Origin of the sequence: Vibrio mexicanus, from assembly GCF_001012815.1 — a bacterium.
GTDB lineage: Bacteria > Pseudomonadota > Gammaproteobacteria > Enterobacterales > Vibrionaceae > Vibrio > Vibrio mexicanus.
In genome coordinates, this window is sequence record NZ_JYJP01000107.1 from 1 (window position 1) to 17457 (window position 17457).

The 17457-nt window shown below is 46.4% G+C and carries 10 protein-coding genes and 5 pseudogenes; 6 read left to right on the forward strand and 9 right to left on the reverse strand.

The genetic code is table 11. From position 1 onward, the window contains the following. Positions 1 to 437 precede the first annotated feature (437 nt). The 6 genes from fre to trxA all read right to left on the reverse strand — a co-directional run bounded on the left by fre (position 438) and on the right by trxA (position 6284). Positions 438 to 1151: an NAD(P)H-flavin reductase gene (fre, locus tag UA76_RS15935; RefSeq protein WP_047048179.1), complete on the reverse strand. Its 714-nt coding sequence runs from the start codon at positions 1149 to 1151 to the stop codon at positions 438 to 440. 14 nt (positions 1152 to 1165) lie between these two features. Further along, positions 1166 to 1435 carry a 2Fe-2S iron-sulfur cluster-binding protein gene (locus tag UA76_RS15940; RefSeq protein ID WP_047048181.1) on the reverse strand — a complete coding sequence of 90 codons (270 nt, stop codon included), beginning with the start codon at positions 1433 to 1435 and terminating at the stop codon, positions 1166 to 1168. Further along, positions 1432 to 3279, reverse strand: coding sequence for a 4-hydroxy-3-polyprenylbenzoate decarboxylase (gene ubiD, locus UA76_RS15945; RefSeq protein ID WP_047048184.1), 1848 nt, complete (start codon positions 3277 to 3279; stop codon positions 1432 to 1434). Before ubiD ends, UA76_RS15940 begins: the two co-directional genes overlap by 4 nt. 123 nt (positions 3280 to 3402) lie before the next feature. Further along, on the reverse strand, positions 3403 to 4392 hold the full coding sequence (locus UA76_RS15950; protein ID WP_047048187.1) for a hypothetical protein: 990 nt from the start codon (positions 4390 to 4392) through the stop codon (positions 3403 to 3405). Between the two features lie 104 nt (positions 4393 to 4496). After that, positions 4497 to 5756 carry a transcription termination factor Rho gene (rho, locus tag UA76_RS15955; protein WP_047048190.1) on the reverse strand — a complete coding sequence of 420 codons (1260 nt, stop codon included), beginning with the start codon at positions 5754 to 5756 and terminating at the stop codon, positions 4497 to 4499. Between the two features lie 201 nt (positions 5757 to 5957). Then, complete coding sequence (gene trxA / locus UA76_RS15960) at positions 5958 to 6284, reverse strand: thioredoxin TrxA (protein ID WP_047048192.1); 327 nt, start codon at positions 6282 to 6284, stop codon at positions 5958 to 5960. A gap of 112 nt (positions 6285 to 6396) precedes the next feature. On the opposite strand from trxA, the pseudogene rhlB reads away from it, so the two are divergent. Together rhlB and gppA are read left to right on the forward strand one after the other, a co-directional pair. Then, a pseudogene (rhlB, locus tag UA76_RS15965) lies at positions 6397 to 7697 on the forward strand (ATP-dependent RNA helicase RhlB). Between the two features lie 54 nt (positions 7698 to 7751). Further along, positions 7752 to 9242, forward strand: a complete 1491-nt coding sequence (gene gppA / locus UA76_RS15970) for a guanosine-5'-triphosphate,3'-diphosphate diphosphatase (protein ID WP_047048195.1) — start codon at positions 7752 to 7754, stop codon at positions 9240 to 9242. Positions 9243 to 9373: 131 nt separating this feature from the next. Here gppA and UA76_RS15975 read toward each other — a convergent pair whose 3' ends face one another. From UA76_RS15975 to recQ, 3 genes and pseudogenes are all read right to left on the reverse strand, one after another. After that, positions 9374 to 10048 (reverse strand): 7-cyano-7-deazaguanine/7-aminomethyl-7-deazaguanine transporter, encoded by a 675-nt coding sequence (locus UA76_RS15975; protein WP_047048197.1) that lies wholly within the window; start codon positions 10046 to 10048, stop codon positions 9374 to 9376. A gap of 213 nt (positions 10049 to 10261) precedes the next feature. Next, the gene (locus tag UA76_RS15980) at positions 10262 to 10567 is read right to left on the reverse strand and encodes a DUF3630 family protein (protein ID WP_047048200.1); all 306 of its coding nucleotides are present in this window, start codon (positions 10565 to 10567) and stop codon (positions 10262 to 10264) included. Continuing rightward, positions 10560 to 12397, reverse strand: a pseudogene (recQ, locus tag UA76_RS15985) (ATP-dependent DNA helicase RecQ). The gene UA76_RS15980 and the pseudogene recQ overlap by 8 nt, the downstream one beginning before the upstream one ends. 177 nt (positions 12398 to 12574) lie before the next feature. Between recQ and rarD the strand changes: the two are divergent. The 4 genes and pseudogenes from rarD to ggt all read left to right on the forward strand — a co-directional run bounded on the left by rarD (position 12575) and on the right by ggt (position 17168). Continuing rightward, positions 12575 to 13475: pseudogene (gene rarD / locus UA76_RS15990) on the forward strand (EamA family transporter RarD). Between the two features lie 137 nt (positions 13476 to 13612). Next, positions 13613 to 14467 carry an AraC family transcriptional regulator gene (locus tag UA76_RS15995; protein WP_047048202.1) on the forward strand — a complete coding sequence of 285 codons (855 nt, stop codon included), beginning with the start codon at positions 13613 to 13615 and terminating at the stop codon, positions 14465 to 14467. Positions 14468 to 14538: 71 nt separating this feature from the next. Beyond that, a pseudogene (locus UA76_RS16000) lies at positions 14539 to 15197 on the forward strand (LysE family translocator). A 184-nt stretch (positions 15198 to 15381) separates the two neighbouring features. Further along, positions 15382 to 17168, forward strand: a pseudogene (ggt, locus tag UA76_RS16005) (gamma-glutamyltransferase). The last annotated feature ends 289 nt before the right edge of the window (positions 17169 to 17457 follow it).

Below are 17457 nucleotides of genomic sequence, written 5' to 3' on the forward strand. Positions count from 1 at the left end.
TCTTACGACTCGTTTGGTCACTCAGTTCATTGAAACCTAATTGATACCAAAGTATCTAATTGGATTATCATCAACGAGTGCCCACACAGATTGATAGGTTTAAATTGTTAAAGAGCTTTGCCTTGAGAGCTTTCTCTCAAAGCGGACGTGCATTCTAGCGAGATAAGCGTCAGTGTCAATCACTTTTTTGCTTTTTTTATTCTCGTTGTTTAGAACGAAAATAATTTCTCTTTATCAGAAGCTTTGTCCTGCCGAACTTAGCTGAAGCCTTGTAGCGCCTGCCGTGTCAGTGGATGCGCATTATAGGGAGAATCATGAGCTACGCAAGCGCTTTTTTGAAATTATTTAAAAATAATGCGTTTTCGATGAATAAAGCATCAAAACACAAAAAAAGAGAGCAATTTGCTCTCTTTTTTACTACATAACATTAACTATTTTTAGATAAATGCATACGCATCAGCATACATCTGGTCACTTTGAGCATTTAAGTTCTGCGTAAACTGCTCTCGTGCCGCTCCTGCCATCTCAAATCGACCTGCTATATAGATGTCGAAATTTTCTAATGTATCAAAGTCGCTATGAATCGCTTGTAGCACGTTACCTGTTTTACCTGACCATGCATCTTGCGCAGACTCTACAACAGGTACAAATGTTACATTGCTATGTTCACTCATGATTTTATCTAGCTCGGCTTTCGCGTATAGCTGAGAAGCATCTTTCGCACCCCAGTACAGGTAGATAGTGTTATTCTTGTTCTGTGCAATGCAATGATCCAAGATTGAACGTACATAGCTAAATCCTGTTCCACCAGCAATTAGCAGAATTGGATTTTCACTCTCTTCACGTACCCACGCATCACCATGAGGCGCATCGATTGTAATTTCGCTGTCGTTCTCTAATGCCGCTTTCATTACTTCGACAACTTCTAGCGCGTAAGCGTTTTGTTCCGCCGCACCGATATGCAGCTCTAATTCCCCTTCGTGACGACACGGGCTACTTGCAATAGAGAATGGGCGTTTGTCTTTCTCGCCCATTACGACTGTTAGGTATTGACCGGCTTTAAATGTCACAGGCGTTTCTGGGTGTAATAAGATGCGATAAGTGTTCGCAGCTAAAGATTCAATAGACTTAACTTTACATTGGGTGGTCATGGGCTTCCTCTTGCCTACTCTTCTAGAGTCAGGACTAAATGACTTTCTGCAATGGCCTGACAAGCAAATATCCATCCTTGTTGTTGCTCTTTCTCTGTAAGCATTGGTTCTAGATGGTAGCTGACTTGGCCTTCAAGCTTTCGGCACAAGCATGCTGCGCACGCTCCTACCTGACATCGATTTGGAAACGGTATATTGCTGTTGAGCGCCGCTTCCAGAATCGTTTGGCCATTTTGCACTTCAAACTGTATGTTGTTTGGCTGCAAAGTGACGATATAACTCATAGGATACCTAACTTATCCCATATCTCATCGATTTTTGCCACTAGCTGGGGATCTTTCTCAATTGGTGTACCCCAATCTCGCGACACTTCACATCCGAGTTTGTTTGTTGCATCTAACGCGATTCGTGAAGAGCCATCTTTAGCAATGACGGTATCGCGTGATGGATCCATGCGGGTGGTTACTGCCCAGATAATGTCATTCCAGTCTTTGGCATTCACATCGGTGTCGCATACGACGATAAACTTTGGACTTTGAGGCAACGCACTCTGCTGCCACACGGCATCAATCAGTTGACGCGATTCGCCCTCTTTCTGCTTATCCATTGTCACGATAACAAACTGACCATTCGACTCTGCAGGAACAACAACATCAACTACCGAATCGCTCAATGCGTTGATCGCCTCTATATCGACAGAGTCACTAGCCACTGACCCACTTTCGTTCGGCTCACGGTTTGATATGGCAATTTCGGCTTCCCACTTACGAGTGGCATCTAGACCCATTTTTGAACCTAAGCCTGCTACTGGCGAAGCAAAATCAAGAGAGTCTATCGGTGTATTATCAATCATGACGATGTCTTGGTCTGACTGCATCGTCGACACCATCGTCGAGATAACGTCTTCCCAGTTTCTCGTATTCACATCGTGATCGACGACAATGACAAACTTGGTGTACATGAACTGACGTAAGAACGACCAAACGCCCATCATCACGCGTTTTGCATGACCCGAGTATTGCTTTTTAAGCGATACAACCGCCATTCGATAAGAACACCCTTCTGGCGGAAGGTAGAAATCTTCGATCTCCGGAAACTGCTTCTGAAGAATAGGTACAAAAACTTCATTCAGCGCAACACCCAAAACTGCAGGCTCATCTGGCGGACGGCCAGTATAGGTACTGTGATAAATAGGATTTTCACGCATAGTGACATGCGTAATAGTGAAGACGTGATGACGCTCTTTTTCGTTGTAGTAACCGGTATGATCGCCATACGGTCCTTCATCTGCGTACTCTTCAGGGTCAATATAACCTTCCATGACGATTTCGGCGCTGGCCGGTACATCAAGGTCATTACTCAGAGATTTAACCACCTCGGTTTTGCTACCACGCAATAATCCTGCAAACGCATACTCAGAAAGCGTATCGGGTACTGGAGTCACTGCACCTAGAATTGTTGCAGGATCGGCACCAAATGCGACGGATATCGGGAATGGTTTACCCGGATGCTCTTCCATCCAATCACGTAAATCTAAAGCACCACCACGATGTGCTAGCCAGCGCATGATGATTTTGTTCTTACCAATTTTCTGTTGGCGGTAAATCCCAAGGTTTTGGCGCTTTTTATTAGGACCACGTGTGACCGTTAAACCCCAAGTCAGTAGCGGCGCAACGTCATCAGGCCAACAGCTCATCACTGGGATTTTATCGAGATCGACTTCATCACCCTGCCAAACGATTTGCTGACATGGCGCTTTACGCAGACGCTTCGCTGGCATGTTGAGCACTTGCTTAAATAGAGGGATCTTAGACAATGCGTCTTTGAAGCCTTTCGGCGGCTCAGGCTCTTTTAGATAAGCCAGTAATTTTCCAACTTCACGAAGCTCCTTCACTTCCTGTCGCCCCATTCCCATAGCCACACGCTCTGGCGTGCCAAACAAGTTGGTCAGTACAGGCACATCGGAACCAATCGGGTTTTCGAACAATAAGGCTGGGCCTTTTGCTCGCAATGTTCTGTCGCTGATCTCGGTCATTTCATAGTCTGGGTCGACCGGATGAGAGATGCGTTTTAGCTCACCTATCTTTTCAAGGTGGTCTAAAAAGTCACGTAAATCCTTAAAACTCATGAGGCTTCTACTGCTTGTTTTAGTTGGTTTTAGTGTAACAAAAAGAAGAACCTTAAGGTTCCTCTTTATCTTTGTGGAAATAGTTTGTATCAAAGATACTCAACACATATCGATGCAAAGAACTTACTGTGCCAATGCCTGCTGAATAAGATTGACCTTCACATCACGATTCGTTGAAACGAGATCTCGAAGCCAACCAGAGTGCCCTTGCCTTACCAGTTCTCTCGCGATCAGTGGGGCTTCATCTTCTAGTGCCATTCGAGTCACTAGAAATGCTTTTACAGAATCCGTCATCGGCGCCACTTGTGTCAGTTCGGTGAGAGCTAAATGTTTCAAGCTCGGATTGCTGGAGGCCAACATCAATTGCTGTGTACTGAAATCACTACCCAGTTTAGCCAAGCGCTTGAGCTCAGCCTGACTGTAAAAGTCGGCACGCATACGCCACAAGAGCTTGTAGACCTCTTCATCTTGGCTGACTTGAGCTAAACGAATCATCACTTGAGTCGAAGGTAACCAACTGGTCACAGAACTTTGTGTCAGCTGAGCCGTAATAAAGTCCAAAGCTTCTGGTGATAAGCTGTCGAGCTCTTGAATCAAAATCTTCTCTTTACTACGAACCAGATACTCACTACCGATCAGCCAATCTTGTAAAACAAGCGCTTTTTGCTCTGCTTTCAAGATAACTTCTAACGTTTGCTGATCTTGATGCCATCGACGCAATATACGATTGGCCACCGCAGGGTAATCAAACGCCGGTAGGGTTAGCTCATATCCATCGCCTTGTTCAACAACTTTGTAGGTTGGCACGACCTGAGTTTGCTGCTCAACGAACATGGCCATTTTTGAAGACAGTATGATTTGCCGTTGCTCGATTTCTCGTAACAACAGTAATTTCACCGCCTCTTGCTGAGGAAGGGCGAGACGCTCGAGGGCAAAACTCAACGAGTCTATTTGATCGTCTCGAGTGTATTCGAGGAGTTCTATCGCTTTTTGATTGAGCTGTTCATCTGCTAACCAAGCATCAACGCGCTCTGACGGTATCTCCTGCGCAAAAGCTGCATTCATAAATACCATGAACGATAAAAGCACTGATAACAACATTCCTTGTTGCATGTTAACCTCCATGTAACATTGCAATCATTGTGATGTCAAAATTTGTACAATGCAAATAAAAAACGCCACCTATAAAAGGTGGCGTTTTTATTTCTGTATTCTTGTTACTGACGTCGCATTGCGTCGAAGAACTCATCGTTGGTCTTCGTCATCGCCAATTTGTCGATTAAGAATTCCATTGCATCGATTTCGCCCATTGGGTGAACGATCTTACGAAGAATCCACATCTTCTGAAGTTCTTCATTCTTAGTCAGAAGTTCTTCGCGACGTGTGCCTGAGCGGTTAAAGTCAATCGCAGGGAAGACACGTTTCTCGGCAATCTTACGGTTCAGGTGGATTTCCATGTTACCTGTACCTTTAAACTCTTCGTAGATAACTTCATCCATCTTAGAGCCAGTATCAACTAGCGCAGTCGCTAGGATAGTCAGGCTGCCGCCCTCTTCTACGTTACGTGCTGCACCGAAGAAACGCTTTGGACGATGTAGAGCATTCGCATCCACACCACCAGTCAGTACTTTACCTGATGAAGGCACAACCGTGTTGTATGCGCGAGCAAGACGCGTGATAGAGTCAAGCAGGATAACCACGTCTTTCTTATGTTCAACAAGACGTTTTGCTTTCTCAATTACCATCTCAGCAACTTGTACGTGGCGAGACGCTGGCTCATCGAACGTCGAAGCAATCACTTCGCCCTTAACTAGACGCTGCATCTCGGTTACTTCTTCCGGACGCTCGTCAATAAGCAGAACCATTAACTCACACTCAGGGTGGTTGTATGCAATGCTTTGTGCAATGTTTTGCAGCAGCATTGTTTTACCCGCTTTTGGTGGAGCAACAATTAGACCACGCTGACCTTTACCGATAGGTGAAGCGAGATCAAGAACACGTGCCGTAATGTCTTCAGTTGAACCGTTACCACGCTCCATCACCATACGCTCGTTCGCGTGAAGTGGTGTTAAGTTCTCGAACAAGATTTTGTTACGAGCATTGTCTGGGCGATCATCGTTAACAGTATTAACTTTCAATAGAGCAAAGTAGCGTTCGCCATCTTTAGGTGGACGAATCTTGCCCGCAATTGAATCACCTGTACGCAGGTTGAAGCGGCGAATTTGACTTGGTGATACATAGATATCATCCGGGCCAGCAAGGTATGAGCTGTCCGCACTACGTAAGAAACCAAAACCGTCTTGAAGAATTTCCAACACCCCGTCGCCGAATATGTCTTCACCACTTTTTGCGTGAGCTTTAAGGATGGCGAAGATAATGTCTTGTTTTCTTAGACGCGCTAGGTTTTCAAGGCCTAAGCTTTCGCCAAGCTTAACAAGTTCAGACACAGGTCTGTTCTTCAGTTCTGTTAGATTCATTGTGGTGGATGCTTTTTTAGTCAAAATAGGATCTGTAGTTTAGTTAAGATGGATTTGGTCTCAGGATCGACCAAGAAGTGAACGTTTGTTTAATTAACGTGCGATAAACTAGCACTAAATAGGAGCCTAGTCCATAATTTGTTGACCTTCAAAAATAAAACCGTGCATTTGTTCGAATGCACGGTTTTATTAATAATAGGCTTATAAGTTAGCGTCTAAAAACTCTTTCAGTTGAGTCTTCGACAGAGCACCAACTTTCGTTGCTGCCACACTGCCATCTTTAAATAGAAGCAGCGTTGGGATGCCACGAATGCCGAACTTTGGTGGTGTTCCTGCATTGTGATCGATATTTAGTTTACCGATAGTGAGCTTACCCTCGTACTCGTCTGCGATTTCGTCAAGAATCGGGGCAATCATCTTACAAGGACCACACCACTCTGCCCAAAAATCTACTAGAACAGGGCCTGCAGCGTTGATTACATCATTCTCAAAACCGTCATCGGTTAGCTGCAAAATCTTATCACTCATCTTCCACTCCAATGTGTTTTTTCAGAACTGGTTGGATGATAACCAGCAATTTGATGCCCTATTGGAATGTATTTACTTTCTTAATGCAAGCTTTAGCTGATATTCTATAGTGATGAAAAAGACGCATATCACAGAGCAAAAGTTCGCCGATTTGGGCTTACACCCCCAAGTTATAAAGGGTTTGGAGAGTAAAGGGTTCGATTTTTGTACCCCAATTCAAGCTAAGGCGCTGCCGGTACTGCTCACCGGCCAAGACATCGCAGGCCAGGCCCAAACGGTACTGGTAAAACGTTAGCGTTTCTCACTGCTACTTTTAACCACCTTCTAACGACACCTGAGCACGAAGGTCGCAAGCCAAATCAGCCGAGAGCCATCATCATGGCGCCAACGCGTGAACTGGCGATTCAGATCTTTAATGATGCTGAACCACTCATTGCGAGCACAGGCATTAAAGCGGGCCTAGCTTACGGTGGTGAAAGCTACGATAAGCAGTTGGCTAAGCTTGAAAGTGGCGTTGATGTTCTGATCGGTACAACAGGACGCATCATCGACTTCTACAAGCAGAAGGTCTTTAACCTCAACCACATTCAAGCGGTTGTTCTTGATGAAGCCGATCGCATGTTCGATCTTGGTTTCATCAAAGACATTCGTTTCTTATTCCGCCGTATGCCTGAGCCGCAAGATCGCCTGAACATGTTGTTCTCTGCAACACTCTCTTACCGAGTACAAGAGTTGGCGTTCGAGCACATGCACAACCCAGAGCATGTGGTAGTTGAACCAGAACAGAAGACGGGTCACCGTATCCAAGAAGAGCTATTCTACCCTTCCAACGAACACAAAATGGCACTGCTTCAAACTTTGATTGAAGAAGAATGGCCAGATCGCGCAATCATATTTGCCAACACTAAACATAAGTGTGAATCCATTTGGGGCCACCTAGCAGCAGATGGTCATCGTGTTGGTCTACTGACTGGCGATGTCCCACAGAAGAAGCGTGAGAAAATCCTAGAGCAATTCACTAAAGGTGAAGTGGATATTCTAGTTGCCACTGACGTTGCCGCTCGTGGTCTACATATCCCTCAGGTAACGCACGTATTCAACTTCGATCTTCCAGACGACTGTGAAGACTACGTTCACCGTATTGGCCGTACCGGTCGTGCTGGTGCAAGCGGTCACTCAATCAGCTTCGCTTGTGAAGACTACGCGATTAACCTTCCGCCAATTGAAGAGTACATCGAGCACACTATTCCTGTGTCTGACTACGATGCCTCTGCATTGATTGAAGATCTACCGGCGCCGATCCGTATGCGCTCACGTAATCCACAGCAACGCCGCACTAACACTGGTGGTTCTCGCTCTGGTAACCGTAAGCCACATAACCGTCGCCCACGTCAGCCGCGTCAATCGGCATAAGTCGTCGCTGCTTTAAGTAGAAGTGTAAAGTAGAAAAGGAAGCCTTTACTGTTTATGAATAACGCTGTTTCATCACCGCTCTATGCTGCCATCGACCTCGGGTCGAACAGTTTTCACATGCTCGTTGTGCGTCATATCGATGGGAGCATACAAACCATGGCTAAGATAAAGCGCAAGGTACGCCTTGCCGCAGGTCTTGATGACAAGAATGCGCTTAGCCAAGAAGCAATGCAGCGCGGATGGGACTGCTTACGTCTCTTTGCAGAAAGGCTTCAAGACATACCAAAAGAGAACATTCGCATTGTCGGTACCGCAACGTTACGTACCGCAACTAACGTGGATGTTTTCTTGAAAAAGGCCAATGAAATTCTCGGCTACGACATCAATGTTATCTCTGGCGAAGAAGAAGCCGCTACGATTTATAAAGGCGTGGCGCATACTTCGGGTGGTTTAGGCCGCCGCCTAGTGGTGGACATTGGTGGAGCCAGCACTGAGATGATCATCGGTGAAGGCTTTGAAGCTAAGGCACTGACCAGTTTAAAGATGGGCTGTGTGACTTGGCTTGAACGCCATTTCAAGGACAGACAGCTGTCTGAGAAAAACTTTAAGGCTGCGATTGAAGCCGCCAAAAAGACACTCGAGCCTATTTTGGCGCAATACACTCAGATCGGTTGGGATGTGTGTGTTGGAGCGAGTGGCACTGTTCAAGCCCTACAAGAAATCATGTTGGCGCAAGGGATGGATGAGGTTATTACTCATGCCAAACTTAAACGTCTACAGAAACAGGCGATGCTGTCGGATCACCTTGAAGAGCTGGAAATTGAAGGCCTGACACTTGAGCGAGCGTTGGTCTTCCCAAGTGGCTTATCGATTCTTATCGCGATATTTGAACTGCTTGAAATTGACTCAATGACGCTTGCCGGTGGTGCCCTTCGTGAAGGCATGGCCTATGAAATGGTCGATAGTTTACGTCAAGACGACATTCGCTCTCGCACTATTTCGAGTGTTCAGACTCGCTATCAAATCGATCAGGGTTACGCTCAGCAAGTCACGGCTATGGCAGACAAACTGCTCGCATACTGTGGTGAAGACTGGATTGCGGAAAATCATGGCGTGGTATTACTCGATGCCGCAGCGCAGCTGCACGAAATTGGATTGACTATCGACTTTAAAAAAGGCGGCGAGCACAACGCTTACCTTTTAAAGAACCTCGACCTGCCAGGCTTTACTCGTGCCCAAAAACATCTTTTAGCTGAAGTGGCTCGTCGCTACAAAGACCAAATTTCATCACTGCCTGAACAACATGCAGTCTCCGATCTTAGCGCCAAGCGTATTTTACGCTTACTAAGACTGGCAGTACTGCTTACCCATCGTCGCAGCGTGGCTCTCGAGCCTGACTTTGTACTTAGAGCCGAAGATAACAACCTAACGCTATCAATTGATTCTAACTGGCTAGAGAGTAACCCTCTGACATATGCCGAGCTAGAAATTGAAGCGAACCGACAATCAGACATAGGTTGGCCTTTAACGCTTACTGCTTTATAAAAGTAGGGGCCTATAAAAGCTGTGCTCTATAAGAACAAGGTTCTATAGCAAATTAGGCATTCTAACGAATAACAAAAAGCCCAAACATTCACTGTTTGGGCTTTCTCTTTCTACCTGAACTAACAAGCAGTTTATTGATGCGAAGGTGCCGCTACCACTTGCGCAGATTTCACCGTCGTCAGCTTCTTGATCAAGAAGTTCAGTAACACACCATACATAGGTACAAACAGGCCTAAGCTGATGATCATCTTAAACACATAGTCTACCCAAGCGATTTCAACCCAGTGCTCCGCCATAAATACGTCTGGACTTTGGTAGAACGCAATGGCAAAAAACGCGATGGTGTCTAAGGCATTACCAAAGATGGTCGAACACGTTGGCGCAACCCACCACTGTTTCAGTTGGCGTAGCTTATTGAAAACATGGACATCCATGATTTGACCAAGCAAGTAAGCCATGAAACTTGCTACCGCAATACGCGCCACAAACAAGTTAAACTCACCAAGCTGTGAGAAACCTTGGAACTGACCTTCAAAGAAAATCACCGACAAGAAGTACGAAACAGCTAAGGCTGGCAACATCACCAGTAAGATGATCTTACGTGCCAATGGTGCACCAAAAATACGTACGGTTAAGTCTGTCGCTAGGAAGATAAATGGGAAAGTGAAAGCGCCCCACGTTGTGTGGAAACCAAATACCGTGAAGGGTAGTTGAACTAGATAGTTACTTGACGCAATGATGGTCAGGTGGAATAAAACCAGAAAAAATAGGGCGTTGCGCTGCTGCGCAGGGGTAAAGTTACTCATGCGATACCTTTTTAGTTTGGTTTGGGGGTGAGGGAACCCAAATCGAGCCTGCTTCCTTAATAAGGAAAGACTCTCACCAATAATGTTAATAGAGATTGAAGCGATATTGTGAATATGATCAATATCGCGGCGGGCGATTATACATTAACCAATTGCTGCTGCAAGCGATGACAAAATAGGCAAACGTTTGTATTGATAATTTTCGAGATAACGCTAAAAACCTCGCTCGAACAAACCCGCTAGATAATCAAATTCTTCACGAGATTCTTCAATCGCCAAAGATTCTAACCACAGTGATTCACTGTAGTGTTCCGCCTTCAAAAACATCTGGCAGTCTTCAAAGTCAATCAACCACGAGTGAATATCCGCATCCCACTGCTTTTCTACCACTTTCGCAGAGAGCATTGAAACCAACTTCTCGCCAAGTTCAGGGAAGGTATCAAAATCAAATCGCGGCGCCGTAATTAGGATTTTACCTTCATCTGCCAAATACTCCTGCAAACCAAATTGATTAGCCATTGTGGGTCAAATGCTCCTGAATTAAATCTAAGAATGGATCGGCATACTTCTCAAGCTTGCGTTGGCCTACTCCGCTGACAGCCAACATCTCTCCGTAGGATGTCGGCAAGATATCGGCCATATCAATGAGCGTGGCATCACTAAACACAACGTAAGGGGGTAAACCGTCTTCATCAGCGATGGATTTACGCAGCTTACGTAATTTAGCGAACAGCTTCTTGTCGTAATTTTTGCTGATGAGTTTGTCAGACTTCGCCGCTTTTGCTGCAGTATCTAATCTCGGTACCGCTAGCTCTAACGCCATCTCTCCACGAAGTAGCGGCCTTGCCTCTTCGGTAAGCTGCAGCGTCGAGTTGCGCGTGATGTTTTGTAGCAACATGCCTTTGTGAACAAGCTGCCTGAAGATACTGACCCAGTAATCGTGACTGTGTTCACGGCCGATGCCGTAAGTCGACAGCTTATCGTGGCCGTTTTCGCGGATACGAATGTTCTGCATACCGCGCATCACTTCCACCACATAACCAATACCGAAACCTTGGTTAACTCGATACACACACGACAGGGCTTTCTGCGCTTGCTCGGTGGCATCAAAATGTTTAGGTGGATCTAGGCAAATATCGCAGTTACCACACGGCTTTTCGCGATACTCACCAAAGTAATTGAGGAGAACTTGGCGTCGGCAAGTCTGCGCTTCAGCAAAGGCGCTCATGGCATTCAGCTTGTGGCTTTCGACCTGCTTTTGCGGGCCATCGTCTTTTTCATCCACCATGCGTCGCAGCCAACCCATATCGGCAGGGTCGTACAACATCATGCTTCCGCAGGAAGGCCATCACGCCCTGCTCTGCCCGTCTCTTGATAATAGGATTCAATGTTGCGCGGAATGTCGAAATGTACAACAAAGCGTACATTTGGCTTGTTGATGCCCATGCCAAATGCCACGGTTGCCACCACGATTTGAATATCATCTCGTTGAAAAGCCTCTTGAACGTAGGCTCTTTCATCGGTCTCCATTCCGGCATGATAGCCAGCCGCTCGAACGCCGTTGTTACATAGCTTTTCGGTCAGCATTTCGACTTTCTTGCGACTGCCACAATAGATAATGCCGCACTGCCCTTTTTGGGTTTCCAGATAGCGAACAATTTGCGACACCGGCTTGTGCTTTTCCACCAGCGTGTAGCGAATATTCGGGCGATCGAAACTGCCCAAGTAACTGTGCGGTTCAACAAGATTAAGGCGAGTGGTGATATCAACGCGAGTGGCATCATCAGCGGTCGCCGTTAACGCCATAAAAGGAACATGAGGGAACTGCTGTTTGAGTTGGCCAAGCGCCGCATATTCCGGGCGAAAATCGTGGCCCCATTGAGAAATGCAGTGCGCTTCATCCACCGCAATCATTGATAACGGCAGGCTGTAAAGCCGCTCGATGAAGTCTGGCATCAGCACACGTTCTGGCGACACATACACGAGCTTAAGCGCACCACTGTTCATGCGATTGTAAACGCTGATTAGCGTTTCGCGCGTCATGGTCGAGTTAATGCACTCGGCCGCCACACCATTGGCTTTAAGCTGGTCCACTTGATCTTTCATCAAAGAAATCAGTGGCGAGATAACCAAGGTCAGCCCTTCTCTAACCAAGGCCGGAATCTGATAACAGAGCGACTTACCGCCACCTGTTGGCATAATGACCAAGCTGTCGAGCCCCGCAACCGCAGCATCGATAACCTCTTGCTGACCATCGCGAAACTCTTGATAGCCAAATACATCCTCTAGGATGCTTTGTGGCGTAGGTAAATCCGCATTAGGTTGCTCAGCTAAAAGTGTGGAGGTCATGAAAGCTCTATTTGTTGTTGGAAACGTTGTTGAACGCGATTAAGGTGTGTCTACATTTATGGACGGACATTGTAGTGGGGAATGGCGGTGAATAAAACTGCAAATTGTTAGGTGTTTAACTAAGCGACTCTTATACTGACTCTCTTGTCTATAACTTACTGATCAGAGTACTACTGAATGACACCAGACGATCAACAACGCTCCCGCCAAGGGGTTCTACTTGCCATCGGCGCATACACCATGTGGGGAGTCGCCCAATCTACTTTAAATCATTGGATGGCGTCTCGGCATTGGAAATTTTAAGCCATCGCGTGGTTTGGTCATTCTTCTTGTTAGCAGCGCTGCTTCATTTCGGTCGAAACTGGCGCAGTGTACGCGATGTGATGCGCTCTAAAAGTAAGATGTTCTACTTGGTGACGACCGGTATTTTGGTTGGCTTAAACTGGCTTATTTTTATCTGGGCTGTGAATTCTAACATGATGCTTGATGCGAGCTTGGGCTATTACATCAACCCTCTCATCAACGTTATTTTAGGTATGCTGTTTCTTGGTGAAAGATTACGTAAGCTTCAGTGGTTCGCTGTCGCTCTGGCAAGTGGTGGTGTGTTAGTTCAGTTAATCGCTTTTGGCTCTGTGCCCGTGGTTGCCATTACTCTGGCACTTAGTTTCGGCTTCTATGGCTTGCTGCGTAAAAAGGTCAGTGTAGATGCACAAACAGGCTTGTTTGTAGAAACCCTCATTATGTTACCTGCAGCTGCCATCTACCTTCTGTTCATCGCAGATTCGGCGACATCGAGTTTCTCTAATAACCCAATGACACTCAACTTACTGCTGTTATCCGCAGGTATTGTGACTACCTTACCTCTGCTTTGCTTCACTGGCGCAGCGACTCGACTCAAACTATCAACTCTGGGCTTCTTCCAGTACATTGGCCCGAGTCTAATGTTCTTACTGGCCGTTTTGGTCTACGGCGAAGCGTTTACCGCAGATAAAGCTGTTACCTTTGCCTTTATCTGGGGGCATTGGTTGTGTTTAGCTTTGACGGCATTAAAAACACAAAAAAAGAGAAAGCCCGTTAAAAGCCCAGCCTAATAAAGACAAAATCATCATTAAACAGTAAGCTTGGTTAAAGCCTATTAAATAAGGCACTGACCAAGCTTTTGTTTGTTTAGGCCTCTGTCGTTTTGGGTTCTAGCATGGAGATTGGACTCGTATTATGGACAAAGTCGACTACACACAAACATCGGAAAAAGGCGTGGACCTTATCGATGCCGAGTATCAGAACTTTGCCTTTCAGCGTCATTACCACCTTGATTTCCACATCGGCCTCATCACTAAGGGCGAGCAAAAGTTTACTCATCAAGGCAGCTCTCTCAGTGCGGGGCATGGCCAAATGGTCGTTATGCCGCCCGATGAATTGCACGATGGCCAGTCTGTTCTTAAGCAAGGCTATCAAGTCAAAGTCTTCTCGATAGACCCGACTTGGCTATCCAATTTAGCCAATTCAGAGGCTTCTTCATCCATCATTAATTTTAACCAAACCGTGGTGTCTAATCCGGACTTGTTCCGTCGCTTATACCAAACCCACACTTTGCTCGGACAGCAGAGTCCCAAGCTTACATCTAGCTCAACCAAGCCGGAATCTTTGTCTTCCTCACCTATCAGCCAATTGGCGCAAGACTGCTTATTATATGAAGGCTTTGAACAACTGTTTGAGCAATATGGCAATTATGTGCAGCCACGCACCATTCCTCTGGGCAATAAAAGTATCGAAATACTCAAAGAGTACTTGATGGCAAACCTTGATCAGCCGATACAACTCGAGACCTTAGCGCATCTTTGCCAATTGAGCTCAACTCAGTTCCAGCGCCATTTCAAAGCCAAAATGGGCATCACACCCTATGCATGGTTAAGCCGATTGCGACTAGAGCAAGCCATGAAACTGTTGAAATCTGGCATCAGCAGTACCGAAGTGGCCCACCGTGTCGGCTTTTACGACCAAGCGCATTTCACCAAAGCCTTCAAAGTAACTTATGGCGTTACCCCCTCTCAAATCAGTGAGTGTCGATAATTTACAATTACCGCTGATTTTCTCGTGGCACACTGCAAGCCAATAACTCAAAACACTGTGTAGAAAGCCCAATGAATGAAGCCACTATTCTTATCACTCTTGCGACCGTGCATTTTATTGCCCTAATGAGCCCCGGTCCTGATTTTGCCCTTGTGGTGCAAAACGCCACGCGCTATGGCAGGCAGACTGGTCTGTATATTGCGCTAGGCTTATCGTTCGGAATTTTGCTTCATTCCATCTTAAGCCTAACGGGAGTGAGCTACTTGGTTCACCAGCAGCCAACACTATTTGCCTTGCTTCAATTGGCTGGGGGCAGCTATCTCGCCTACTTAGGCTACGGCGCGCTAAAAGCGACGATTTCAAGACTACGCTCATCCGAAGAAATAACACAAAGCAGCGCAGAGCATCTGGTGTTATCCAATAAGCGTCAGGCATTCTCACGCGGATTCACTACCAACATCTTGAACCCAAAAGCTTTAGTATTCTTTGTGAGTTTAATGTCTAGCTTAGTACCAGCTAGCATGTCACTTGGTGGTAAAGGCATCGCCTAATGATTCTATGGAGCCTCTCTTTAGCGTGGTTCTCATTCCTGGCATGGGTTCTGTCGACCTCTAGGCTGCAAAAGAAGCTACTCAATATCAGCGTTTATATTGATGGCATCTGTGGCCTGCTATTCGCAACCATCGGTGTGAGTATTTTGAGCCAATCCATTCAGTCATTACTTGCCTAGTTAACCAGACAAAGCCCCTTCATTCTGTGTTTGCGATAGCATTTGTTGCGGCAACGGCTATCGCCTCTTTATTCGTATTTTCGGTCAAAAATATGAATCAATTGAACATTTTACCAACAGAGCACTAGATCTTATTGCGTTCCACTGCCACGATTTCTGTTATCAAAACAATAAGGAGAACGTCATGCTGTGGAATCTTAAACGCACCGCCCTCTATGGTGCACTTGCAACGGTTTCGCTTGGTTGGCTAGGGCTAAGCGGTTTAGGAGTGAGTCAGAGTTGGGCCAGTCAGGTCGCGGATTCCGTTGCACCCGAATACAGCTCTGGCCTAGAGGAAAAGCAACTCGTTACCGCCAAGGACTGGATGGTCACTGCCGCGAATCCTATCGCAACTCAAGCGGGTGCAGACATTTTAGCCCAAGGCGGCAGCGCCATTGATGCAATGGTTACCGTGCAATTAATGCTTGGTTTGGTAGAGCCGCAGTCTTCCGGAATCGGAGGTGGTGCCTTCCTTGTTTACTGGGATGCTAAGAGCAACCAACTGACTACCTTTGATGGTCGCGAGACAGCGCCGCTCAATGCTACACCGAAACTATTCCTTGACCAATCAGGCCAGCCACTCAAATTCTTCGACGCTGTTGTAGGTGGCCGCTCGGTTGGCACACCGGGCACCGTCAAACTCCTTTGGGATACCCACCAAAAATACGGCAAGCTAGATTGGAAAACGCTCATCAAGCCTGTTATTGAAGTCGCCGAACAAGGATTTGAAATCAGCCCACGTCTCGCCACTCTTATAGAAAGAGATCAAAAACACCTATCTCGATTCGAAACCACCAAAGCTTATTTCTTTGATGAGCAAGGCAAGCCAAAAACGGCAGGCACACGACTCAAAAACCCCGAGTATGCCCAAACCTTAAAAGCCATATCAGACAAAGGCGCTGATGCTTTCTATCAAGGCGAGATCGCTCAAAGCATTATTGATACCGTGCAAAATGCCCCCGGTAACCCGGGCGTCTTAGCCCAAGTAGATTTCGACGCTTACCAAATCAAGCAGCGCTCACCCGTTTGCTCTAACTATCACGCTATCAAATCTGCGGCATGGGGCCGCCAAGTTCAGGCGCACTCACGGTTGGGCAAATACTGGGCATGACGGAGCATTTTGATCTTAAAAAGTGGGGGCCGAAAGACCCGCGCTCTTGGCAGGTTATCGCAGATGCTTCACGCCTTGCCTTTGCTGACCGCGGCCTTTACATGGCCGACGAAGACTTCGTGCCAATGCCAACGCAAGGACTAATCGATGAAACCTACCTTGAAGACCGTGCCAAGCTGATCACCGTAGGCAGAGCATTAGAAACCACATCTGCCGGAACCCCACCGTGGGACCATGCGATGAACCTCAGCCAAGACGAATCGATTGAACTGCCGTCGACCAGTCATTTCAATGTGGTAGATAGCGAGGGCAACGTCGTCTCTATAACGACAACGATTGAGAATGTGTTTGGCTCGCGTTTAATGGTCAATGGCTTCTTACTCAACAATGAGTTGACTGATTTTTCATTCAGAACCCACAAGAATGGCACACCTATCGCCAACCGTTTAGAACCGGGTAAGCGACCGCGCTCTTCAATGGCGCCGACCATTATGATGCAAGATGGTAAACCTTATATGGCGATCGGCTCCCCTGGTGGCAGTCGCATCATTGGCTATGTCTCACAGGCGATCATTGCCCATACTCAGTGGGGAATGAATATTCAAGAAGCAGCTAACCAACCTCGCCTACTCAATCGCTTTGGCGAATTAGACATAGAGCAAGATACTCAAGCTATTTCGATGAAAGAGTCGTTAGAAAAGATGGGGTTCAAAGTAAATATTCGCGACTTAAACTCTGGTATTCATGCAATTTTATTACATAAAAATGAATTAATAGGCGCAGCCGACCCCCGAAGAGAGGGTGTCGCCATCGGAAAATAGGGCTCATTTTTACTCTATCCGCTTGCCCCTTTTGTGCGAGATCTCGCACAAAGGGGTGAGCAATACTCTTTTCTTTCTACAGACAATTGAACCAAGTCACTCATAACCCATTGTTTTATATAGATACGAGTAATATTTAACCTACATATTAAGCTATTTATAGATAAAGAGCGCATTGCTGCTACGCTTGGAAGCGGTAATATTAACCCTGTCGGAAGGATGCTGACACGGAACAGGAAATACACCATGGACTTGGTGGTCTTCAGGAAGAAGACACGGATATTCAGGA